Source organism: Sphingomonas sp. PAMC 26605 (genome assembly GCF_000241485.1).
In the GTDB taxonomy this organism is placed as follows: Bacteria; Pseudomonadota; Alphaproteobacteria; order Sphingomonadales; family Sphingomonadaceae; genus Sphingomonas.
Map to the genome: position 1 here is coordinate 208386 of NZ_JH584242.1, position 22503 is coordinate 230888.

The following is a 22503-nucleotide window of genomic DNA, read 5'->3' on the forward strand; positions in this document are numbered from 1 at the left end:
GACATTGACGAACTCGGCAACGATCTTCTCGACATCTGCTGGCGGCAGATCGGTCCACTCTGCAGCTATAAGTTTGATTAGGCCGTGAACCCATAAACGGGATTCCCAGGATCGGACTTTTCTGTTTCAGGCTCGGTATGAGCCGATATGATCTGACCGACTTTGAGTGGCGTGTGATCGAGCCGCTGTTGCCCAACAAGCCGAGGGGCGTCGCGCGCGTCGATGATCGCCGTGTGTTGAACGGGATCTTCTGGGTGTTGCGGTCGGGCGCGCCGTGGCGCGATCTTCCCGAGCGGTATGGACCGCGCACCACCTGCTACAACCGCTTTTCGCGTTGGCGCAAAGCTGGCGTTTGGGACCGGCTGATGGACGCCATCACGGCGGCGTACGACGGCGACATCCAGATGATCGACAGCACTTCCATCCGGGCGCACCAGCAGGCTGCGACGGCAAAAAGGGGGATCTGGATCACTGCCTCGGTCGCTCCCGAGGTGGTCTCACGACCAAGATCCACGCGCTCGTCGATGCGCAAGGGCTCCCGATCCGGCTCAGCCTGACAGCCGGTCAGGCGCACGATGGGCCCGCCGCATACCGGCTGCTGGATCGCCTTGATCCCCGCACCATCGTCCTAGCCGACAAAGCTTATGACGCCGACGGGATCCGCGAACTGATCGAGGCGCAAGGCGCGGTGCCGAACATCCCCGCCAAAGCCAATCGGAAATGGAAACCCTGCTTCAGCAAGGTCCTCTATCGCGAGCGCAACCTGGTCGAGCGCTTCTTCAGCAAGCTCAAGCACTTCCGCCGCATCGCCACCCGATACGACAAACTCGCCGAGAACTTCCTCGCCATGGTCCAACTCGCCTCAATGCGCCTGTGGCTCCGCGCTTATGAGTCTACGGCCTAGATCGGCTCGAACCATGGCGCTTCCTTGTCGAGCCCGTGACAGACGAGCTTCCAACCATCGGGCGATGATTATCGTAGGATGGGCGGCCTGCGCAATCCCGACCGATCCCGACTGCCACGGATCAAACCGGGTGGCGGTTATTCACGACCCAATTGGTGAGCCGAATTTTTGGGGCTAGGTCCGCAGGGTTTTGTCATGCCTTAAAGGGTGCGCGGAGTTCTGCGACCAGTACGCGCGCGCAGCGTACGGAAACGACCATAATTCGCCTTTAACGCATCGGCTGTCATCCCAATAGCGGGCGCTCGTACAGATCGCCGATTTGGGCATAAGTTGGCCGTTTACAGATTGAAAAATTGGGAAAGCGGAAGCGGCAGCAGAGATGCTAGCGAATTGCTCGACTGCCTCATTGTAGATATTTGATATCGGGGCATCGACAAGAATCCCGAATTTTTCTAATGACGTAATAGGTAATCGAGGGTTCTCAATGAATACGGGCGATCTGCTCTTCCACGAAAAAGACGGTCTGCTATTTCGACTCTTAGAATCTCTGAAGGATAACACCAAAGAGGTCGTCTTTGTGCTGGGTGCACCGTTGACCGCGCCGACCAGCGATCATCGCGGCGTTGCCGACGTGAACGCTGTTGTCGAACTCATTCGTTCAGAGTTTGCGGGCAAAAAACCGCAATTAGACAAGCTAGATGCCAAGTTGCTCACCGCGGCAAATCGCTACCAAGCAGCGTTTGATTTTCTGGTCGGACGCTTTGGCCAGGATAGCGCCAACGATGTCATTAAGAAGGCTGTGGCCGAGGCGCTTGTATCGTCGGAGTCGACCACTTCGATGGCCGGGATTACCAGGTTGGATGCGGAGCAGTTAAACGCGCTCGACAACGATCCATCGATGTGGTCGCTTAGCCCCGCTGTCGAGGCTTTGGGCAAGTTGATCGCTCGGTTTCCAAAGCGATTTGGCAAACTCGTAATTACCTCAAACTTCGATCCGCTGATTGAAATTGCGGTGCGAAAGGCTGGCCACCAAGCTTGGCGCACTTCGCTATCGGCTGACGGATCATTCAATACAAGCGCTGCCAGCGGATGCCAGGTCCTCCATATTCATGGTTATTGGCATGGAAAGGATACGTTGCACACCAGTACGCAGTTGGTGGCGTCACGCCCGACCCTTAAAAACGACCTGCTTGGCTACCTAAAGGACAAGCTGGTTGTAGTGATTGCCTATGGTGGATGGCCTGACATTTTTACCGGTGCATTGAGTGGCATCGTAAGCGATGATAATCTTTTCCCCGATGTCCTGTGGGCCTGCTACGGCGAAAGTCCTCAAATCAGCGACTATCTTCGCTCGGCGCTTGACCCCGGGATTAAGCGGAACAGAGTCACATTTTATAACGGCATTGATTGTAATGAACTGTTGCCCGAACTTATAGCCTTGTGGGATGGCGAGGAAGCTGTTGCCATAAAGGAAAATGCAGAGAGCGCAGCCCCGACGACCCCAGATAAAACGAGCACCGTTCTATTCCGGCTTGCGCCGCTCGAATGCGATCGGCCACCCAGCATCGACGTTTGGGTGGGTCGCGAAGACGAACTCCGCGCGCTGGAAACGTCGCCCGCAAAGGTTGTCGTGATCTGCGGCATCGGTGGTGAAGGCAAGTCCGTCTTGGCTTCTCACTACATCGCTTCAATCGGCTCCGACGAATTGCGGTTCAGCAACTGGGATTGGCGCGATTGCAAGGAGCAGGGCGATCGCATCAAGACCCAAGTTATCCAAGTCGTCACACGCCTCTCGGGAGGGTGCATTTCTCCAGCGGAAATAGCGCAGAGCGATGACGAGGAGTTGATTGAGATATTGATCACGCAAATGGAAGCGACCAATATTGTCATCGTGCTAGATAATGTTGACAGCTATATTGATCTCGAAAATAGCATTTTTATTGGATTGCTCGACCGCATCGTACAGAAACTCTCTGCGTCGAGTTCGAGCAGCCGGCTTATTTTGACATGCCGACCCGACGTGCAATATCCATCGTCATCCATCATCACTCTTCCTCTCCGGGGTGTGTCCGAAGAGGAGGCTATTGAATTATTTGCCAAGCGGTCGCCAACCTCGCCCGTTAACGAGGACGACATTCGCGACGCGCACAAAATCACCGATGGGCATGCGTTCTGGCTGGACCTGATCGCCGTACAAGTTACCAAGGTGCCCGGTACTACACTACGGAAGTTTTTGAACGATCTGCGGCGCGGTCGCGAAGGCGGACCTGACATCTTGTCATCCATCTGGGACAAGCTAGCACCCGCCGAGCGAACGTTGCTAAGGTTCATGGCCGAGGCCGTGCGCCCTGAAACTGCGGAAATGATAGAAAAATTCGTCGCGTCACAATTAAATTTCCATCGATTCAGACGCGCTTTACGAATTTTGACGACGTTGAACCTCGTTGTCATAAAGCCCGAAACAAACGCGCCCGATCTTTACGACCTGCATCCGTTAGTACGGCATTTCGTGCGCACAAAATTCGAACGTGATGAGCGCTCCGACTATATTAAGGTCGTCATTACGCAATACGAGCGTATTATTGGTGCCATAGAAAGCTTCCTTGGCATCAACCTGCCATTTTCAATGATGGAACGTTTTTCGCAAAAGGCGGAATTGGAAATAGCTGCCGGCCAGTACGAGAACGCCTTTGAAACTTTGATCAAGGTCGAGCAACCGCTTCTAGGTAGCGGCAACGTCGAGGAATATGTTCGTGTCGCCCGGTTGCTCTTGGAAGCGGTTGACTGGGAAACCGCCGCCACGACCTATAATACTTTCGACCATGTCGTCGGCTCGACGGCAGCCGCTTTTGAGCAGCTCGGCGAACCCGAAGCGGTCGAAGATCTGCTGCTCAGGCACGAGGCCACTGTACCGCAGAAGACCGTGCGCTACATTAAGCATTGTGACATGAGGGCATACATAGCTTGGCTGCGTGATGATTACGACGGCGCGATCGAGTGGGCCACCCGTGGTGTTTCCCTGAAGAAGGACACCAACGTCGATACGAGTTTCGATTGCGAGCATACGCTCGCTCTCGCGCAGCGCGACAGCGGCCAACCTGACGTTGCGATAAACTACTTTTTAGGCGCTGACACTTTGGAAGAGTTGATCGCGAGTGACGCTACGCAAGCGCGAGGCGGCACAGTATACGGTAATGTCGGTCGGTGCCTGCAACTTATGGGCAAACCCGAACAAGCACTCATTCTCTATCGCTTATCACTCAAAGCTTTGGAGCGAGACACGACGGGGCTAAGTAGATCCAATCGTGCGTACGGCCGAAAATGGGTCGGTGAATTATTGGCGGGAAAAGGCGACATCGAGAAGGCGGAGGCCTTCTTTTTGGAAGCAGTTAGACTTCTCGGCACTTGGGCACCCGTCCGTGTCAAGAAAATCATCGTCGAACTTAACAAACTTCACCCGGAATCTGCTGCTTTGCTCGGCGAAGCTAAAGCCTCAAAAATTGTATCCGCGTGGATAGCTGAAAACTAAGCCGTCGGCAAATCGCCGACGTGTGGCTGACAATATGAACGAACGACTCCTTAATCTGATGGCTGCTCGATAGCGAACAGTCCGGTTTCCACCAGACCAGGTCATTCCTGATGCAAAAATCAAAGATTTTGCATCATCGTGGAGGCTCATAGCGGGTGGTCGCTGACGCCCAATAACGGTCAGGGGTCGCGATCAAAACCAGTTTGCTGCCGTCGGTTGATCGGCGTAGCTTCAGCGTATGTTCTTGTTTGTCGCCGCTGCAATCGACGCTTTCAATCCGATGACGCTTCCCCAAGTGAAGCCGGCTGTTCATGTCCCGGTAGTCGAACTCGCGCCGGTGTTTCACGAACCCTTCGTCTGCGGTGAGCATCCATATGGCTCCCTCCATTATGTCGGCGACGCACTGGGCCGAGATTGTGTCATTGTCGGTGGGATCGATCCATCAACAGGTGACGGATTTCCCCGCCCATTCCGCACGTCGGGCGCAACGAACGCCGACTGGTACGGCTGGCACTCAGCAGTGCACGCGCCGTTTTCAGGGCGCGTCGTCGGAGTCCATGAAAACGCGCTGGAGAATACGCCCGGTCGATCGGGAAAAGACCTAGCAGGCTACGTCGCCTTCCGGCGAAGCGACGGACTAATGGTCACTTATGCTCACGTTACGAACGTGACCGTGAAGGTCGGCGAGACCGTCGTCGCAGGACAGGTCGTGGGCGTCGTTGGGAACAATGGTCATGCCAGAATGCCTCACATCCATATCGGAGCATGGCGAGGAACCACGGCGTACCAGATCAGATGGAACCTGTACGCTGAAGGGCGGGTTCCAGCCCTTCAACGCCAATAGCGGCCGGACCGCTGGCCATCAGGTCCGGTCGTTTGTGATGCAAAACTCACAATTTTTGCATCAGATAAAAAAGCGCATAAAATCCAGTGCTTCCATGATGCATAATTCCGATGCACAATCCGAGCATGATTTACGGCTATGCCCGCGTCTCATCCAACGGCCAGGATTTGGTGCAGCAGCTCGCCCAACTCGACGCGGCCGGCTGCACGAAGGTCTACCGGGAGAAGGTCAGCGCGGCGACGGCCGAGCGGCCCCAGCTCAAGCGCGCGATCGGCGCGCTCGATGTCGGCGACGTGCTGATGGTCACTGCAACCGATCGTCTCGCCCGCAACACCCGTGACCTATTGAACATCCTCTATGCGGTGAAGGAGGCAGGGGCGGGCTTCCGCTCGATCGCAGAGCCGATGGTGGACACCACCTCGCAGTTCGCGGAGGTCATCATTGCCGTCCTAGGTGTCGCAGCGAGCTATGAGCGTCATCGTATCACTGAGCGCACAGCTGCCGGTAGGGTTCAGGCTAAGGCCCGTGGCGTGAAGTTCGGCCGGCGTGCTGCCCTTACCCCTCACCAGCAGGCTGAGGCCCTGCAACGGCTCGCACCCGGCGATACGCAGCGCACCGTCGCCGCTTTGTTGGGCGTAGACCAAGCAACGATATCGAGATTGTCCCGAAGTCAGGGTTGAACGGCTGAAGTTGGTGGAAAGCTGACATTCTCCCGACCCTAAAGATTTGGCGGTTCCGTACCTTACAGGTCCGTCACGACTTTGGGATAACTTCGTATGCCCATGAATGATGCGAGCTAAGGAATTCACTTCCGCCTTCGCGATCAGTTAGCTTGGCGAGTATCCAGAACTGAGTTCCCTCGGGGTAGTTTTTGATCAGGCCCTTTGAACATCGGACGCGTAAAGTGGGAGCAAATTGCTGACCGGCTACCGGGCGTATGTGCAGGTCGCCATGAAGGCCGGACCCACGTTCCTTGTAGCTCTCGACCATTACCCGAACGGTCGGCTCTTCAGGCTTCGCCATCGTTATTCTCCCCCCTAGTGCTCTGGCGATTCTATATTTTGATACGGCCTAGTGCGGTTTAGTTCGGCCAAGGCCGAGTTCGTCGTCGGTCCAAGGGCCGCAATCTAGGCGCGTCGGATTGTTCATCATTGGAGCGCACGCGCGAACGTCACTGGTTACGGTATCCAGCACATAGACGCGGTTGTTATCGGGTGACCCGATCGGGGTCATAACGTAGCGGCCGACAGGCCTCGGGATTGGCGGTGCTGCTTGGTCGCGATGTTGGTCACAAGCGGATAGCAAAAGAGCCGAAACGGCGACCCACCTCACTCCGGTTTCTCCAACGGCTTATGCTTCACGATCTTGCGCAACCTCTCGCTAAAGCGCGTTTCGTCGGTGTCTAAAATCGTAATAGAGTTAACAGGCATGTCGGGAGTAAGCCACGGTAACGGAACGTCCGCAAGTGGTCGTTTGCAGCCCGTCTGCTTGTCGTTCAAAAGCTGCCTGTCAGCTTCCGGGAGTCGTGTTCCCGTTGCCAGTAGCTAAATGTCGCGACATTTGCTTGATTTCACGAATACCAATGCCATGCTTGCGCGATGGCAGCAGTATCCAACTTCGAGCATCTTACCCGTGCCCCGCATATGCTCTCGTCGCTCGTGGAGGAAGTGTATGACCAGTATGTCGTGAATCTACAAACAGGTGCTAGCACCGTTGATGTGAACGGCCTGCGTACTTGCTCAATGGCAATCACCATCATTGCGGCAGGCGTGATCGGCACGTTTGAAGGGATGCTTCAGCAACATTTTATGTGGGGTGACGCCTACACCGAACTGGACAAGGTGCTTCGCCACAAGGGGCGCGATGACCTCGCTGACCGGTTCCTCGACTATCGTCTGGGGGTCAACGTGCTGAAACATGGCGTAGGGCGAAGCTATGACACGCTTCTCACCAGACGAGCGGCACTGCCGTTCGTTATGAAGGGAAAGGGTGAGGCGTTCTTTAACGAGGGCGATGTTTCCGAGGTGGGCGGCTTGGTCGATACTCGCGGTCCGTTTATTCAACACTGCGTCGAGATTATCAACGAGATCAGATGCGTGATCGGCCTCGAATGACTTGAATTGGGCGCGAGCTGCCGTTGCAAAAGGGAACCCTTTTGCAACAATCGGGGCGGCAGAAAGCGCCCAGGATACGACATTCGAGTCCTGTACGAGCGAACGGCGGACGCACCTATATTGCCCTGCTCTACCTCGCTAAAATGACGATCTTTGTGGGATCGTCGTCTCCATGCTGCGCCCTAGCTTCGTTCTTGTATCTCTCAAGATTGTCTCGGACGTACGCGATTGCCTCCTGACGAGAGACCGCATGCCCGGCATCATTCGAGACATAAGGATCGGGAATGAAAACGTAGCGGTCGATCCCGCCCCAGTGAGCGGTGAACCGGATTTCGCCGTCGACGGCATCTACGGTATTCAATTTCAAGCTCCTCCCGCATGCTTGCGGCCGACGCGACTAATAAAAGCTCAACCCCTGTTCCGCTCAGCATCAACCGGATTCTGGGGGCTACGGGAGCCGCTGGCTACGCCAGAGGACAACGGCAGCTTGCCACCATACTCCAACATCCGTGATCAACAGTGCATCGGATTTACGTATCACAGCAATGCCGAGATTTCGCCGTTCCGAGCATGATGCAAAATCTGTGAGTTTTGCATGAAAACGGCGGATCTGGCGTTTATCTTCCTTCCGACTTCGCCGATATCCGATCGACTGGCCTGAACTGTCGAAGCTGATCCGCTTCGGCCGCGCCAAAGGTCGCTGCGAGCATTGCCAGCGTCCGCATGGTCGGCGGGTGTTCCACCTAGGCGATGGCCGCTGGTGGGACGCTGATCGCCGCCAATGGCGCGACGGGCGCGGACGGCGTGCGCGAGCGCCTGGCGCGGGTGTGGCGGCGATCGTCCGCGTCACGCGGGTCTATATCGCCTGTGCGCACCTGAACCACGATCCGACCGACAACGCGGCCCGCAACCTCGCAGCGCTCTGCCAACGGTGCCACATGATCCATGACGCGGCGGAACACCGGCGCCGGCGATGGCTCAACGCCTATCGCCGGCGCGCACTGGGCGATTTCTTGGCAGCAATCGAGCGGATGCCGGTCGTCACCGTGCGCCTGCCTACGACGCGAGGATCGTCACCCGCATGGGCCGAGACGCCGCAGGCGGCTCGGTCGGACGCCCGGCAGGCGGGAGATAGAGCCGTGCTCGCCAGGGCCGCGCCCGACCTCCTCGCCTAGCGATATGACACGGCGTTGATTGCAACGTGCTCAGGGATGGAAGAAGGTCGAGGCATAAGCAGCAAAAGGCAGCAACGAACCCATTATGAGCTGGACCCTGTTCATCGACGAGTCCGGCCAGGACCAACGTCATTCGCCCTATGAGGTTCTAGCCGGGGTAGCGGTGGAGGACCGCAAGGTCTGGCCCTTGATCCGCGACCTGTCCGACGCCCAACAGCATATCTTCGGGATGCGGTTGTTCGAGGCTTATGGCCGCGAGGCGAAGGCGCAGAAGCTGCTCGATCGCAAGACGTTCAAGCACGCCGCGCAGCTCGGGCCTTTCGAGCATGTGCAGCGTATGCAGCTCGCTCGGGAACTGCTGATCGACGGCACCGCGGTCACGCGCGATCGGCTGACCGCATTGGGGCAGGCCAAGATCGAGTATTGCCGTTTCAGCCTCGATCTCGCGCGGCGGCACGGGGCGAAGGTGTTCGCCACGATCGTCCCGCAAGAAGCCCCGCGTCCCGAGCGGAGCGATGCGTTGCGCAAGGACTATGCGTTCCTGTTCGAGCGGTTCTATTACTTCCTGAACGGTTCGCCCGGCGACCCCATGGGGTATCTGGTGTTCGACGAACTGGACCGCAGCGCCGCGCACATTCTGCTCGGTCAGGTGTCGAACTATTTCGTGAACACGCGCAACGGGCGGAGCCGATCGCGGCTCATCATCCCCGAGCCGTTCTTCGTCCACAGCGATCTCACCACGCTGATCCAGACCGCCGACATCGTGGCCTATGTCATCAGTTGGGGATTGCGCCTGCGTCGGATGACTGCGCCCGCGCGCGAGGAACTGCGCCCTCTGGCAGACCTGATTCACCGGCTGCAATTTACGCGCGACACGGAAGGGGGCGATCGGATTTACGGCTTGAAGCTGATCGACGATCTGAGGCCGAGGCCATTGGCCTGAAACGAAAGAAGGCAATGCTCGCGTTGCCGCGCACAAAGCCTCCGTCAACCGACATAGACGCGAAACCCTTACTTTTCAATTTCCAAATATCGCCCGCGCCGCCCGATCCCGATCGGGCGGCGCTCGCGGTCCCGCTAGGGGCAGCGGGCGCGACGGCCATGCAGGGCATGGCCGTCGCGCCGGCGATAGGCCCGGTCCGAAGGGCAACGCTGATGGAAAAGGGGGTCCGACCGAAGCCAGACCCCTTGTCCTCGATCACGCCATTTCGTCGTCGGCCATCTCGTCACCCTCCACACCCTCAAAGCCGTCGCCGTCCATGTCGGGGTCGAAGCTCTCCGAGTCGCGCTCGGGCTGGTCGAACGCGCCGACCTTCATCGGGGCGGGAAGGCGAAGCTGCGACAGTTTGGGGTGGATGATAGCCATGATGAAAACTCCTGATCTGCGATAATTCGGTTGGTTGGTGACGGGTCAGCCTTCGAGGCTTGCGAGTTCGTCAAACTCGGCCGATGCGCGCGCCGCGCTGCCGCCCGCGTAGGTCACGCCGCTGCGAGGATAGAAGAATACCCGCTCGTTTTTACGGTAGGGGGTGCCGTCTGCGCTGGTGCCGTCCGCTTTCGCCCGCTTCCAATAAGGATCGCCCGTGTATCGAGTGTAAGCCACTGTCCTGTTTCCTTTCTTTCGAGGCGCAGCCGGTCGCTGCTGCAACCGGCTCTGCCTCTCCGGCGAGGAGCGGGATGGGGAGGGAGGAGGAAAATCGATGGCCTGGTGCGGGCAGGCCGCCTAGCGCGGCCGACACCCCAAAGGGTGTCGGGTGCCGCGCTTGGCGGACCACACGGGGCTGTCTATTTTCCTTCGGGAACGAAAGGGCAGCAGCCCTTGGTGTTCCCCGTGCTGGCGGTCCTCCGGGGGAGGACCGCGGCACCAACGGACTTTCGTCGCGCCTGGGCGCGTCCATAGGTGTGCCACGTGGCACACCTCACGCGAGGATCGTTACCCGAATAGGACGAGACGCCTCAGGCGGCTCGGTCAGCCCTTTAGGCTGATATAGCCGTGTCCGTCCGGACCGCGCACTACTCCCCTTGACGCTCTTGCTAGATGGGAATAGAAACTAATCGCGTCGCCTATATATCTCCATATAGTTTGGCGACGGTTGCGAGGGGTAATCTGGTGCTGGAAGGCTCGACAGGATTGAAATGGGGCGTCGAACGACGCCTCGAGTTCATCGAGTTTCGCCTTTTCTGGGAAGGGGGCGTCAACCGATCAGACATCATCAACATGTTCGACGTGTCTGTGCCGCAAGCCTCCAAGGATTTGACGCTCTACCAAGAGCATGCCCCGCACAACGCGATCTATGACAAGAGTGCCAAGCGTTACGTCGCGAGCGAAAAGTTCGCACCGCGCTTTCTGACGCCCGATCCTAGCAGCTATCTGTCTCGCCTTCGATCGGTGGCCGAAGGTTTGGTCGATCTTTCGGACTCCTGGATCACGCAGGTTCCAGACACCGATATTGCCCTCACGCCACGTCGAGACATCGACCCAGATGTGCTGCGGACGGTGTTGAGCGCGGTCCGTGATCGCAAGTCGGTCGATGTTCACTATCAGTCGATGAGCAAGGAGAGGCCCGATCCCGCTTGGCGGCGGATCACGCCGCACGCCTTCGGCTATGACGGCTTCCGTTGGCATGGCCGTGCCTATTGTCACGTGACCGACAGGTTCAAGGACTTCCTGTTACCGCGAATACTAGGCGTCGGTGAGATGGGTGAAGGCAGTTCCGACCCGCTCGACGACGTTCTGTGGCAGGAGCGTTTCGGCGTGCAAATCGGGCCTCACCCTGATTTGACCGTCAGCCAGAAGGCGGTCGTTGCCAAGGATTTCAGCATGGAAGGTGGCGCGGCCGTTCTGACGGTGCGCTACGCCATGCTGTTCTATGTCCTGAAGCGGTTGGGGTTGCTCGACGACGCGACGAAGCGCCCTGCGCGCAGTCAGCATATCGTCGTCACCAACTGGAACGACACCGAAGCTGCGCTGCGAAAAGCCGAGTACGCGGCATGAGTAGAGACATAGAGCCGGCAGGGGGTTGGCGTGGCTAAGCTTGAAGAGATCCGCAACGGCGCATCCGTGCGCGGTATTGCCTCGTCGCAGGTAGCGCAAATCCTGTCGGTGGACTGGATCGGCGATCAGGCGATCAACGTCGTCTATCGGGATCTGAACGGCGCCGTCGCCGAAGCCGTGCTCTATCGAGACGACGAACACCGCCTCCATGTCGAAGTGAACGGCCGACCCTGGTCGTTCGATGGCGACGGTGCGCTGCTGCGTCTCGTCACCGAGGCGAACCGGATCAAGCTCGCTCACTACTTCGATCCCTATCTGGCGATCCACACCAGCTTGGTCGACCCGCTCCCCCACCAGATTTCGGCCGTTTATGGCGAGATGCTGCCGCGTCAGCCGCTCCGCTTCCTGCTCGCTGACGATCCCGGCGCGGGCAAGACGATCATGGCTGGCCTCTTGATCAAGGAGCTGATCGCCCGCAGCGACCTTGAACGCTGCCTCGTCGTGGCACCGGGCAGCCTGGTCGAGCAATGGCAGGATGAGCTTGGTCAGAAGTTCAATCTCGAGTTCGACATTTTGAACCGCGACATCATCGAAACGTCGCGGTCGGGTAATCCGTTCGAGGATCGCCATAGGCTTATTGTTCGCCTCGATGTCCTGGCTCGCAACGAGGAGCTGCAAGCCAAACTGGCGAGCGCGCGGGAATGGGACCTGATCATTTGCGATGAGGCGCATCGCATGTCGGCAACCTATTTCGGCGGGGACGTCAAATATACGAAACGCTATCAGGTGGGACAGAAGCTCGGCGAAGCCTGCCGCCACCTGCTGCTGATGTCGGCCACGCCGCACAACGGCAAGGAAGAGGACTTCCAGCTTTTCATGGCCCTCCTCGACGCCGATCGCTTCGAGGGGCGCTTCCGCGACGGCGTGCATTACGCCGACACTGCGGACATGATGCGTCGCCTCACTAAGGAAGAGTTGCTTCGCTTCGATGGACGGCCGCTCTTCCCTGAGCGCCGCGCCTACACCGTCAAGTATCAGCTCTCCGAGCTGGAGGCGGCGCTCTATACCGCCGTCACCGAGTATGTTCGCACGGAGATGAACCGTGTGCAGCGGTTCGCGGAAGTGGATGGCAAAAAGCGCAACAATGTCGGCTTCGCGCTGCAGATCCTGCAGCGTCGTCTCGCTTCCTCGCCGGCGGCGATCTACCAGTCACTGAAGCGACGGCGCGAGCGGCTAGAAAACGAGTTGAGTGAAGCCCGTCTGGCGAGCGCAGGACGCAGGGTTGGCTTTGCCGCACCGGACATCAACGCCGACGTCCTCAAGAACATGGACGAGTATGGTCAGGACGAGATCGACGATCTTGAGGATCTGATCGCGACTGGCGCGACGACCGCAGAAACGGTCGAGCAGCTCGCCCTGGAAGTGGACACCCTCAAGGGCCTTGAGACGATGGCCCTTGGCGTCCTGCGCTCAGGACTCGATGCCAAGTGGACCCAGCTCAACAGCATTCTGGATGATGATCTGATGGTCGATGCCGACGGTAATCGGCGCAAATTGATCATTTTCACCGAGCCGAAGGACACGCTGCACTATCTGCTCGATAAGGTTCGCGCCCGGATCGGCAACCCCGACGCGGTCGACGTGATCCACGGCGGCGTATCGCGGGAAGAGCGGCGCAAGGTCATCGAACGGTTCATGCAGGACCGCGATATGCTGGTGCTGATCGCCAATGACGCAGCCGGCGAAGGTGTGAACCTTCAGCGCGGCCATCTGATGGTCAACTACGATCTGCCGTGGAATCCGAACAAGATCGAGCAACGGTTTGGGCGCATCCATCGGATCGGTCAGACCGAAGTCTGCCATCTGTGGAATATCGTCGCGGCAGACACGCGGGAAGGCGAGGTCTATGCGCGATTGCTTGAGAAGCTCGAGGCTGCGCGCGAGGCGTTGGGTGGTCGCGTCTATGACGTTCTAGGCGAGCTTTTCGAAGGCACGGCGCTGAAGGATCTGCTGTTTCAGGCGATCCAGTATGGCGAACAGGAGGATGTGAAGGCGCGCCTCTTTCGCCAGGTCGATGGGGCTGTCGATCAGGATCATCTGCTGGAGCTGCTGCAACGGCGTGCGCTCACCAACGACACCATGCCCGAAGCTAAGGTGCAGGAGCTTCGTCTGGAGATGGAGCGCGCCGAAGCGCAGCGCCTTCAGCCGCACCACGTCCAGAGCTTCTTCGTGGAGGCGTTTCAGCACCTTGGTGGCCGTATGAAGCGGCGTGAAGAAGGGCGCTGGGAAATCACTCACGTGCCGGTTCGCATCCGCGAGCGCGATCGTCAGATCGGCACGGGCGCTCCGATCCAGAAAAAGTATGAGCGGATTTGCTTCGAAAAGAGCCGGATCAACCAGCAACCCGTCGCGACCTTCGTCTGTCCGGGCCATCCGCTGCTAGAAGCCGTGATCAGCGTCGTGCGCGAGCAATACGAGCAGATCATGCGCCAAGGAGCGGTCTTGGTCGACGATCTGGATACCGGCACCGCGCTGTCAGCCGTGTTCCTTCTTGAACACAGCATTCAGGATGGCAGGACAACCAGCGCCGGCAAACCGCATGTCGTATCCGAACGGCTACAGTTCGCTGCGATCGACAAAGCGGGTCGCGCCGTGAACGCGGGGATCGCGCCACACCTCAATCTGCGCCCGGCAACGCCGGATGAAATCGCCAGCGTTCGCCCATTCTTGGACGAGGATTGGCTGACGACGGAGCTTGAAAAGACGGCCGTCCAGTTCGCGACCGTGGAGCTGGCACAAGCGCACATCGCGGAAGTCCGCGCACGACGCCTACCGGAGATCGAAAAGGTCGAGCATGAAGTTCGAGCGCGCCTCAAGAAAGAGATCAACTATTGGGATTCGCGCGCTTTCGAGCTGAAGGAGGAAGAGAAGGCCGGCAAGAAAACGCGCCTAAGCTGGCAGAATGCCCAGCGCCGCGCCGAGGATCTAGCCGAGCGACAAAAGCGCCGCATGGGGCAGTTGGAGCAGGAACGCTTCATTTCATCGCAACCGCCGCGAGTACGTGGCGGGATGGTGGTAATCCCGCGCGGATTGCTGGACGCGCAAGCTTCGCCCAGCCGTGGCCCGCTCGGCGGGGCACCTCAGAGTTTCGCGGCCGATGCCGCCGCCCGGCGCCTGATCGAGCTGGCGGCGATGGATGCTGTTATCGCGACGGAGCGGACCCTCGGAAACGTCCCGACCGACGTATCCGCGCAGAAGATCGGCTACGACGTTGTTTCCTATGATCCGGCCACCAAGCACCTCCGCTTCATTGAGGTGAAGGGACGGATACAGGGCGCGGACACCGTGATGATCACGCGGCAGGAGGTGATCACGTCGCTTCACGAGCCCGACAAATACATCCTCGCCGTCGTTCATGTGGAAAACGGGGAGGCCGGCGCGCCGCGCTATGTCCGCGGAGCCTTGTCGGATCACGAGCCCGCGTTCGAGCATACCGCGATACAGTTCAACCTAGCTCGCCTTATGGAGCGGGCGGAGGCCCCCCGATGATCATCAAGGATTTCGCCATCTTAGCGCCGGTGCCGTTGGAACACCTCCAATCAGGCACTCAAATCGCTCATGACACTGGTTTCGTCGCCTTCGGATCACGCAAATGGGAGCTTTTCCGGCAGATCGATGAGATGCGGGCGGGTAGCCCTGTGCCTGTCCTTATCTACCCCTCTCATGAGGACGTACCGGCCAAAGCCAGCTTCGTCGTGTCATGGAAAGGTTGGTATGTAGGATCAGAGGAGGCCCCAAAGGGGCGGCACTCCACCGGCATGACGCACCGTCCACCGACCACCGGGCAGTACGAAGGCGACAATCAGGGTCATTGGGCCGTGTTTTGGCATGTTCAAGGCTTGGTCGAGCTGCCGCCAGCGCAGCGTCTTCCGATCTCGGCGATACAAACCATCAAGGGTGGCTGGCGCAAGGAAGCGCCGCCACGGGGGCCTGAGTTGGTCGCCACGCCCTCAACGATAGAGTTTTCACTATGACTACGACTTCGACCTACAAAAAGAAGCTGATTGAAGTCGCTATCCCTCTGGAGGCGATCAACGCAGCATCGGCGCGCGAGAAGTCGATCAGGCACGGACACCCGTCGACGTTGCACCCATGGTGGGCGCGGCGCCCCCTGGCGGCATGCCGGGCCGTGCTCTTTGCTCAGATGGTCAACGATCCCAGCGGCGATCCCGACCGGTTCCCTACGGAAGAAGCCGTTGAGACTGAGCGGCAGCGCCTGTTCACGATCATCGAAGACCTCGTCATCTGGGAGAATTCGACAAACGAAGAGGTCATTGAACGTGCACGCGTCGAGATTAGAAAGAGCTGCGGCGGCGATCTTCCGCCGATCTATGACCCGTTCTCGGGCGGGGGGTCCATTCCGCTAGAAGCTCAACGTCTCGGATTGCCGGCATTCGGCAGCGATCTGAACCCTGTTGCGGTCATGATCGGCAAGGCGATGATCGAGATACCGCCTAGGTATAAGGATCGCCCTCCGGTGCACCGGGGCGTTCTTGATAGAAACCACTACCGAAACGCTGAGGGTCTAGCCGAGGATGTTCGTTTCTACGGACGGCAGATACGAGATCAGGCACTGGAACGTATCGGCAAACTCTACCCCGATGTCGACCTTCCAAAGGACCTTGGCAGCGGCAAAGCAACACCGATGGCTTGGATATGGGCGCGTACCGTCGCGAGCCCAGATCCTTCATTGCAAGGTCAGCACGTCCCCTTGGTAAATTCATTCGTCCTTTGCTCGAAAAAGGGCAAAGAGACGATCGTAAGTCCGATCGTGGATCGCGCACTTGGCACTTACACGTTTACTATCCAGCGCGACGGATTGTCGAAGCAGGACTTCGCCACGGCCGCACTCGGCACAAAGGCCGGTAAAGCTCAGGACTTTGTCTGCCTATTGTCTAAGAACGCGATTACCCGCGACTACATTCGCGCTGAAGGAAAAGCCGGGCGGCTCGGCGCACGACTTATGGCAGTGGTTTGCGAAGGGCGGGGCGGCCGGACCTACATACCGCCTAGTGTAGAGATGGAAGCCCTGGCTCAAAGCGCTGGCACCTATGCGGACATTGTTACGGCCAAGGAGACCTTTCTATCCGGTAGCACACCGACGCGCGCCATGATCACTGGCGGAGTCTGCTCCGCCTATGGCCTTTCAACGTGGGGACACCTCTTCTCGGATAGGCAGATGGTTGCGCTGCTTACGTTTAGCGAACTGGTCCATGCTATCGGGGCACAAATTGAACAGGACGCTATCGCTGGTGGACTGGCCGACGATAAGGTTCCGCTGCGGTCGAATGGAACGGGTGCCAAGGCATACGCCGAGGCAGTCAGCGTCTACTTGGCGTTCGCGGTCGATAAATGCGCTGATTATTGGTCGTCGCTGTGTTCATGGCATTCTTCAGGTGAGAAGATGCGCAACACCTTCGGACGCCAAGCGCTGCCGATGGTTTGGGACTATGCCGAGGCCAACCCATTCTGCGACTCCTCCGGTAATTGGGGAGCGATGTTGGATTGGGTTTGGAAAACCGTCGAGAATCTACACCCCGGCAATTCTGGGGTAGAAGTACAAAGCGATGCCCAAGCTGTCGTTTACCCCCCGAAAACGGTTATCTCGACCGATCCGCCATACTACGACAATATCGCGTATGCCGACCTATCTGACTTCTTCTTTTGTTGGATGAAGCCATCGCTTAAGCACATCTATCCGGACCTTTTCAGCCTCTTGTCCACGCCCAAAGCGGAGGAGCTTGTTGCTACTCAATTTAGGCACGGGACGAAAGAGAAGGCCGAAGCGTTCTTCCTGTCTGGCATGCGCGACGTGATATCAAACATGGCTGCCAGCACGTCTAACGAATATCCCGCAACAATCTATTACGCGTTCAAGCAAAGCGAAATCGCTCAAGAGGGTATTAGCTCTACCGGATGGGCGACTTTTCTTCAGGCCGTCGTTGATGCTGGCTACGCGGTTGTAGGTACTTGGCCACTCCGGACCGAGATGGCTAGCCGGATGATCGCGAGCGGGACCAACGCTCTGGCTAATTCTGTCGTGCTCGTATGTCGGAAACGAGAAGCTTCGGCAGGGATCGTAAGCCGTGCGGAGTTCGTCCGCGCCCTTAAGCGTGAACTGCCCCCAGCTATCGCCGAACTTCAAGCAGCCAACATCGCACCTGCTGATATGCCGCAATCCTCCATCGGGCCGGGCATGGGTATCTATAGTCGATACGGTGCGGTGCTTGAAAGCGATGACAGCCCGATGCCGGTCAAGTCCGCCCTGCAGCTCATCAATCGGGAGTTGGACGAGTATTTGGGTGGCATCCAAGGCGAGTTCGACGCCGACACGCGGTTCGCCATCGGCTGGTTTGAGCAGAACGGAACGAAGGCCGGTGAGTACGGCATCGCCAATAGCATCGCCCAGGCGCGCGGCATCTCCGTCGAGAGCGTCAAGCATGCGGGTATCGTAGAAAGCGCTGCCGGTAAGGTCCGCATTTTGACGCGGGACGAGCTGGCTTCCGATTGGTCTCCCGATGAAGACAATCATCTTACCGTTTGGGAGTGCTGCCAGCATCTAATCCGGACACTGGAGAACGATGGTGAACACAGCGCGGCTTCGCTCCTCAAAGCGATCGGCACTGAGAAGGCGGATGCCGTCAAGGACCTCGCATATTGCCTCTACGGAATTTGCGAGAAGCGGTCGGATGCCAAGGAAGCCACGTCTTACAACGGATTAATCGCTGTATGGACCGAACTTACCCGCCAAGCGGCAGCAATAAATGATACCGGCGGCGATCGTCAGACGCGGCTGGATCTGTGAGGGGGAGCGAGTAAATGGCAAAAAGCACGCGTCAGTATGTGTTCGAAGGCATGGAGCTGCTGCCCGACGCATTAGTCCCGTTCGTGGAAAAACGGCTAGAAAACTCCGTTAAGGGGCACTGGCAGATCGAGGTCGTTCAGCGGGTTCAGGGTCTGAAGCCCAACGCCACGGGTGAGGTAGGCTGGGACCAACAAGGCCTTCTCAAAACGATGATGGCCTTTTGGAAAGAGGCTTTCAGCACGGTGCTGGGGCATCCCGAGCGCTCCTATGTTTCTGAACTCCTAGACGTTCGGAACAAGCTCTCGCACAACGAGACGTTCACCTACGACGACGCCGAACGGGCACTGGATTCCATGCGTCGCCTAATGGAATCGATCAGCGCCGGCGAGGTCGCCGATCAGCTCGGCAAAATGCGCGACACAATCCTGCGCACGAAGTTTGCTGAGCTTCAGCGCAACGAAGAACGCCGGAAGACGCAGCGGCTAGACATCTCGGTTGAGACGGTCGCCGGTCTCCTCCCGTGGCGGGAAGTGGTCGAACCGCACCAGGACGTTGCAACCGGCGAGTTTCAGCAAGCCGAATTCGCGGCCGACCTTGGCAAGGTTCACGCTGGCAGTGCGCCTGCCGAGTACCGAGATCCGCAACAATTCTTCAGCCGCACATATCTGACCGAAGGCCTTAGCACCCTCCTCGTCGGCGCGGCGAAGAGGCTGTCGGGCGGGGGTGGCGATCCGGTCGTAGAGCTGCAAACGAACTTCGGTGGGGGCAAAACCCACTCGATGCTGGCGCTGTACCATATGGCCGGCGGAACCCCCGCGCAGGATCTGTCGGGCCTCGATCAGCTCCTCGAGAAGAGCGGGCTTACCGTGCCTGCGAATATCAATCGGGCGGTACTCGTCGGCACATCTCGCGGCCCTCAGGATGTCCTGAATGCCACGGGTGGGCGAAAGATCCGGACGACATGGGGCGAACTGGCTTGGCAGCTTGGCGGCGAAGAGGCGTTCGATATGATCGCCGAAAACGACGCCAAAGGCATCGCGCCGGGCTCGAACCTGCTGGAATCGATCTTCAGGAAGTATTCCCCCTGCCTGATCCTGATCGACGAATGGGTCGCGTACCTCCGTCAAATCTACCGCGTGGAGGGGCTGCCGTCCGGCTCCTTCGACGCGAACCTCTCGTTCGTCCAGTCACTGACCGAGGCGGTGAAGGCGAGCCCGGGAACGCTACTGGTAGCATCGCTGCCAGCATCGCAGATCGAGGTCGGTGGCGAAGGAGGGCAGGAGGCACTTGCTCGCCTGAAACAGACTTTCAGCCGCGTCGAATCCTCATGGCGCCCCGCCTCGCAGGAGGAAAGCTATGAGATCGTTCGTCGCCGCCTCTTCAAGGAAATTCCGGGCGACAAATTCCATCACCGGGACAACACGCTGAAGCAATTTGCCAAGCTATACCGGGAAAACTCGAACGATTTCCCGCAAGGCTGTGCCGACGAGGACTATCGCCGCAAACTCGAAAAGGCTTATCCGATCCATCCCGAGCTGTTCGACCAGCTCTATACAAGCTGGGGATCGCTGGAGAAATTTCAGCGAACCCGGGGCGTACTCCGACTTATGGCGCAGGTGATTCATGAGCTTTGGATGAACGCTGATCCTTCAGTGATGATCATGCCGGGGAGCGTGTCGGTCAGCTCTCCTCGCGTGGAACCTGAGCTTCTTCATTATCTCGACGTTAGTTGGCAGTCGATCATCGCGGCCGATGTCGACGGCACCGCGGCGACGCCGTACAAGGTCGACCAGGCCGCGCCCAATCTGAACCGCTACTCGGCAACGCGGCGGATCGCGCGCGCGATCTTCATGGGCACCGCACCCACGCATGCGCAGCAAAATACCGGCCTCGATGACAAGCAGATCAATCTTGGCGTCGTTCAACCTGGAGAAAAGCCGGCGATCTTCGGCGATGCCCTGAGGCGCCTGTCGAACCAGGCGAAGTTCATGCATTCGGATCTCGGTCGGTACTGGTACTCCATGTCAGCGAGCCTCAACCGGATTGCAGCCGATAAGGCCGGCCAGCTCGACGAGCAGTTGGTTTTGATAGAAATCGATCGCGAACTGGCCAAGTATATCAATGCAATCGCCGACCGTGGTCACTTTGACGCGGTGCAGGTGGCACCGATTTCCTCCGCCGAAGTGCCGGATGAAGCGGGCGGGGTGCGTGCGGTCGTCCTTGGCGTAGCTCACCCGCATCACGGACGCGATGGCTCGGAGGCCTTGGTCGAGGCGAAGGAGATTTTGCTACAGCGCGGCAGCACGCCGCGCGTGTACCGCAACATGTTGGTCTTCATTGCTGCCGAGGCACGTCAGCTCGACAACCTGAAGGACGCCGTTCGTTCCGCATTGGCGTGGGGCGAGGTGGTCAAGGAAAAGGACCGCCTCAATCTCACACAAAGCGACGACGCTTTGGCGCGAGCCAAGCTCGTCGAGGCGAATGAGACGGTGAAAACGCGCCTGAGAGAGGCTTGGTGCTATCTCCATTACCCGGTTCAGGAGAGCGCACAGGCAGAGGTTGAATGGGTCTCGGGCAAGGTGCCGGCGCAAGACGGTCTGCTGGCACGGGCCAGCAAGAAGCTAGTAGGCGAGGAAGGCCTGCTCTCCGAACTCGGGCCGACCCGTCTTGATCGCGATCTCCAGAAATACATCTGGAACGGCAAGGCGCACCTCTCGCTCAAGGACCTTTGGGAGTATCTGAACCGCTACACCTACCTGCCCCGCGTCAAGAATCAGGCCGTTTTGGTCAAAGCGATACAGGCGGCTGTTGGCGGCATGCTGCCCGGCCCCTTCGCCTATGCCGAGCGGTGGGACGAAAAGACCGACACCTATCTAGGCCTCGCGATCGAGCGGGCGGTCAACGCCGCGGTGGTCATCGATGGCGAGAGCGTGATCATCAAGCCGGATGTCGCCGAAGCCCATCGCCCCGCACAGAAAGAGGTCGAGACGCCTCCCGTAGGTGGGCCCGTGATCCCTGGGGGCGGGCCGTCGCCTGCGCCGCAGCCCGAAGGCACGCCAGACGCACCTCCGTCTGAAAAGAAGCCGACGCGCTTCCTCGGCACGGTGATGATCTCGTCCGAACGTCCAGCGCGCGAGATACATCAGATCGTCGAAGCAATCGTCGAACAGCTCACGACCATCCCGGGCAGCGAAGTCACGCTCAAGCTCGAGATCGATGCCGAAGTGCCGTCCGGTATGGATAAGGGCAAGGTCCGCACCCTGATTGAGAATGCCACCACGCTGGGATTCATCGAGAAAGATGTGAGGTAAGATATGGCGGCGAACGGCACACCGTGCCTTTGCGTAGCAGAGAGCGGCGTGCCGTTCGTGGTCACAACATCGATCGGAGCGACTGATTGTCAGACCGGCTGAAGGTGCTTGCGGACAGCTACCTCGACCACATTCGGATCGCCGTTGAGGCGCAGGACCGCGGCGCGCCGTTCCGGGACTTCTTGGATAACTGGAACGCGTTCAATGCGCAGCATGAACACCATCGTAGCCGGGGCGATCGGCCACGCTGGTTCAACAATCCGTCGGCACTCGCGCGCGTGCAGATGCTCGACGCGCTCGATTACCGATCGGTGGGCGCGACTGCCATCCTTGACGACGCAGCGCGAGATCCTGTTACCTATCAGCGCCGCTAGTCGTGCCGAACTTGCTGCCCGTCCGACGATAGCAATTGATGATCAATTCGCCGGACGCTCTGTGCGCCAAGGAGCAACCGATCATCAGCAACAGCCACAATCCGCCATGACGCCCGACAGGCTCGATACCGCACGAAAGCTCCTCAAGGCCGGGGATAAACCGGCAAAGGTGGCAAAGGTCGTGAGGGTCGGGCTATCAACCTTTTACCGGCATTTTCCGGCGTCCGATCGGGAGCCCGCGTAATGCCATCTGATGACGACACGGATTATGCGGCGCTGGTCGATCAGGAACTCGCTCTTGCGGCCTCGGCGGCCCATCAGGACTGCAAGGTTCGGCACCTCAACCGGGCTTCGTGTTTGGCGACACTTCACGAACGATCGCGGGTTCCGCA

General features: G+C 58.8%; 17 protein-coding genes. 15 read left to right on the forward strand and 2 right to left on the reverse strand.

What is annotated here, in order from left to right:
• Positions 1-137: 137 nt before the first annotated feature.
• The 8 genes from RH90_RS22800 to RH90_RS19185 all read left to right on the forward strand — a co-directional run bounded on the left by RH90_RS22800 (position 138) and on the right by RH90_RS19185 (position 9509).
• A protein-coding gene (locus RH90_RS22800; RefSeq protein ID WP_157134739.1) for an IS5 family transposase occupies positions 138-904 on the forward strand; the annotation gives its coding sequence in 2 pieces (ribosomal slippage) (positions 138-450 and positions 450-904; 768 coding nt in all).
• Between the two features lie 484 nt (positions 905-1388).
• Positions 1389-4433, forward strand: a complete 3045-nt coding sequence (locus RH90_RS19160) for an NB-ARC domain-containing protein (RefSeq protein WP_010188149.1) — start codon at positions 1389-1391, stop codon at positions 4431-4433.
• Between the two features lie 238 nt (positions 4434-4671).
• Positions 4672-5277 (forward strand): peptidoglycan DD-metalloendopeptidase family protein, encoded by a 606-nt coding sequence (locus tag RH90_RS22805; RefSeq protein ID WP_081477028.1) that lies wholly within the window; start codon positions 4672-4674, stop codon positions 5275-5277.
• A 125-nt stretch (positions 5278-5402) separates the two neighbouring features.
• Entirely contained in the window at positions 5403-5957 is a 555-nt protein-coding gene (locus RH90_RS19165; RefSeq protein ID WP_010188150.1) for a recombinase family protein, read from the forward strand.
• Between the two features lie 918 nt (positions 5958-6875).
• Entirely contained in the window at positions 6876-7391 is a 516-nt protein-coding gene (locus tag RH90_RS22255; RefSeq protein ID WP_051124880.1) for a hypothetical protein, read from the forward strand.
• Positions 7392-7641: 250 nt separating this feature from the next.
• A complete protein-coding gene (locus RH90_RS23640) occupies positions 7642-7965 on the forward strand; it encodes a hypothetical protein (RefSeq protein ID WP_157134740.1) in 324 nt (107 codons plus the stop codon).
• A 253-nt stretch (positions 7966-8218) separates the two neighbouring features.
• On the forward strand, positions 8219-8566 hold the full coding sequence (locus RH90_RS24415) for a hypothetical protein (RefSeq protein ID WP_010188155.1): 348 nt from the start codon (positions 8219-8221) through the stop codon (positions 8564-8566).
• An 85-nt stretch (positions 8567-8651) separates the two neighbouring features.
• A complete protein-coding gene (locus RH90_RS19185) occupies positions 8652-9509 on the forward strand; it encodes a DUF3800 domain-containing protein (protein ID WP_010188157.1) in 858 nt (285 codons plus the stop codon).
• Positions 9510-9764: 255 nt separating this feature from the next.
• Here the strand turns inward: RH90_RS19185 and RH90_RS23645 are convergent, their stop codons facing one another.
• The gene (locus tag RH90_RS23645; RefSeq protein WP_157134741.1) at positions 9765-9932 is read right to left on the reverse strand and encodes a hypothetical protein; all 168 of its coding nucleotides are present in this window, start codon (positions 9930-9932) and stop codon (positions 9765-9767) included.
• Between the two features lie 45 nt (positions 9933-9977).
• The gene (locus RH90_RS22815; protein ID WP_010188159.1) at positions 9978-10169 is read right to left on the reverse strand and encodes a hypothetical protein; all 192 of its coding nucleotides are present in this window, start codon (positions 10167-10169) and stop codon (positions 9978-9980) included.
• A gap of 507 nt (positions 10170-10676) precedes the next feature.
• Here RH90_RS22815 and RH90_RS19190 point away from each other — a divergent pair.
• The 7 genes from RH90_RS19190 to RH90_RS22820 all read left to right on the forward strand — a co-directional run bounded on the left by RH90_RS19190 (position 10677) and on the right by RH90_RS22820 (position 22355).
• The gene (locus RH90_RS19190) at positions 10677-11561 is read left to right on the forward strand and encodes a WYL domain-containing protein (RefSeq protein WP_029625487.1); all 885 of its coding nucleotides are present in this window, start codon (positions 10677-10679) and stop codon (positions 11559-11561) included.
• A gap of 30 nt (positions 11562-11591) precedes the next feature.
• The gene (locus RH90_RS19195) at positions 11592-15110 is read left to right on the forward strand and encodes a helicase-related protein (RefSeq protein WP_029625488.1); all 3519 of its coding nucleotides are present in this window, start codon (positions 11592-11594) and stop codon (positions 15108-15110) included.
• Positions 15107-15595: a hypothetical protein gene (locus RH90_RS19200; RefSeq protein WP_010188163.1), complete on the forward strand. Its 489-nt coding sequence runs from the start codon at positions 15107-15109 to the stop codon at positions 15593-15595. The genes RH90_RS19195 and RH90_RS19200 overlap by 4 nt, the downstream gene beginning before the upstream one ends.
• On the forward strand, positions 15592-18426 hold the full coding sequence (locus RH90_RS19205; protein WP_010188164.1) for a DUF1156 domain-containing protein: 2835 nt from the start codon (positions 15592-15594) through the stop codon (positions 18424-18426). Before RH90_RS19200 ends, RH90_RS19205 begins: the two co-directional genes overlap by 4 nt.
• Before the next feature lie 14 nt (positions 18427-18440).
• Positions 18441-21737, forward strand: coding sequence for a DUF499 domain-containing protein (locus RH90_RS19210; protein WP_010188165.1), 3297 nt, complete (start codon positions 18441-18443; stop codon positions 21735-21737).
• Positions 21738-21823: 86 nt separating this feature from the next.
• A complete protein-coding gene (locus RH90_RS19215) occupies positions 21824-22111 on the forward strand; it encodes a hypothetical protein (protein WP_010188166.1) in 288 nt (95 codons plus the stop codon).
• Positions 22112-22217: 106 nt separating this feature from the next.
• Positions 22218-22355, forward strand: a complete 138-nt coding sequence (locus tag RH90_RS22820) for a helix-turn-helix domain-containing protein (protein WP_232280437.1) — start codon at positions 22218-22220, stop codon at positions 22353-22355.
• Positions 22356-22503: the final 148 nt, after the last annotated feature.

Coding starts and splice junctions, on each gene's coding strand:
- RH90_RS23645 (WP_157134741.1), bottom strand. CDS start 9,932: ATGGCTATCATCCACCCCAAACTGTCGCAGCTTCGCCTTCCCGCCCCG.
- RH90_RS22820 (WP_232280437.1), top strand. CDS start 22,218: ATGACGCCCGACAGGCTCGATACCGCACGAAAGCTCCTCAAGGCCGGG.
- RH90_RS22805 (WP_081477028.1), top strand. CDS start 4,672: ATGTTCTTGTTTGTCGCCGCTGCAATCGACGCTTTCAATCCGATGACG.
- RH90_RS19185 (WP_010188157.1), top strand. CDS start 8,652: ATGAGCTGGACCCTGTTCATCGACGAGTCCGGCCAGGACCAACGTCAT.
- RH90_RS19165 (WP_010188150.1), top strand. CDS start 5,403: ATGATTTACGGCTATGCCCGCGTCTCATCCAACGGCCAGGATTTGGTG.
- RH90_RS19210 (WP_010188165.1), top strand. CDS start 18,441: ATGGCAAAAAGCACGCGTCAGTATGTGTTCGAAGGCATGGAGCTGCTG.
- RH90_RS22255 (WP_051124880.1), top strand. CDS start 6,876: ATGGCAGCAGTATCCAACTTCGAGCATCTTACCCGTGCCCCGCATATG.
- RH90_RS19205 (WP_010188164.1), top strand. CDS start 15,592: ATGACTACGACTTCGACCTACAAAAAGAAGCTGATTGAAGTCGCTATC.
- RH90_RS23640 (WP_157134740.1), top strand. CDS start 7,642: ATGCCCGGCATCATTCGAGACATAAGGATCGGGAATGAAAACGTAGCG.
- RH90_RS19200 (WP_010188163.1), top strand. CDS start 15,107: ATGATCATCAAGGATTTCGCCATCTTAGCGCCGGTGCCGTTGGAACAC.
- RH90_RS19160 (WP_010188149.1), top strand. CDS start 1,389: ATGAATACGGGCGATCTGCTCTTCCACGAAAAAGACGGTCTGCTATTT.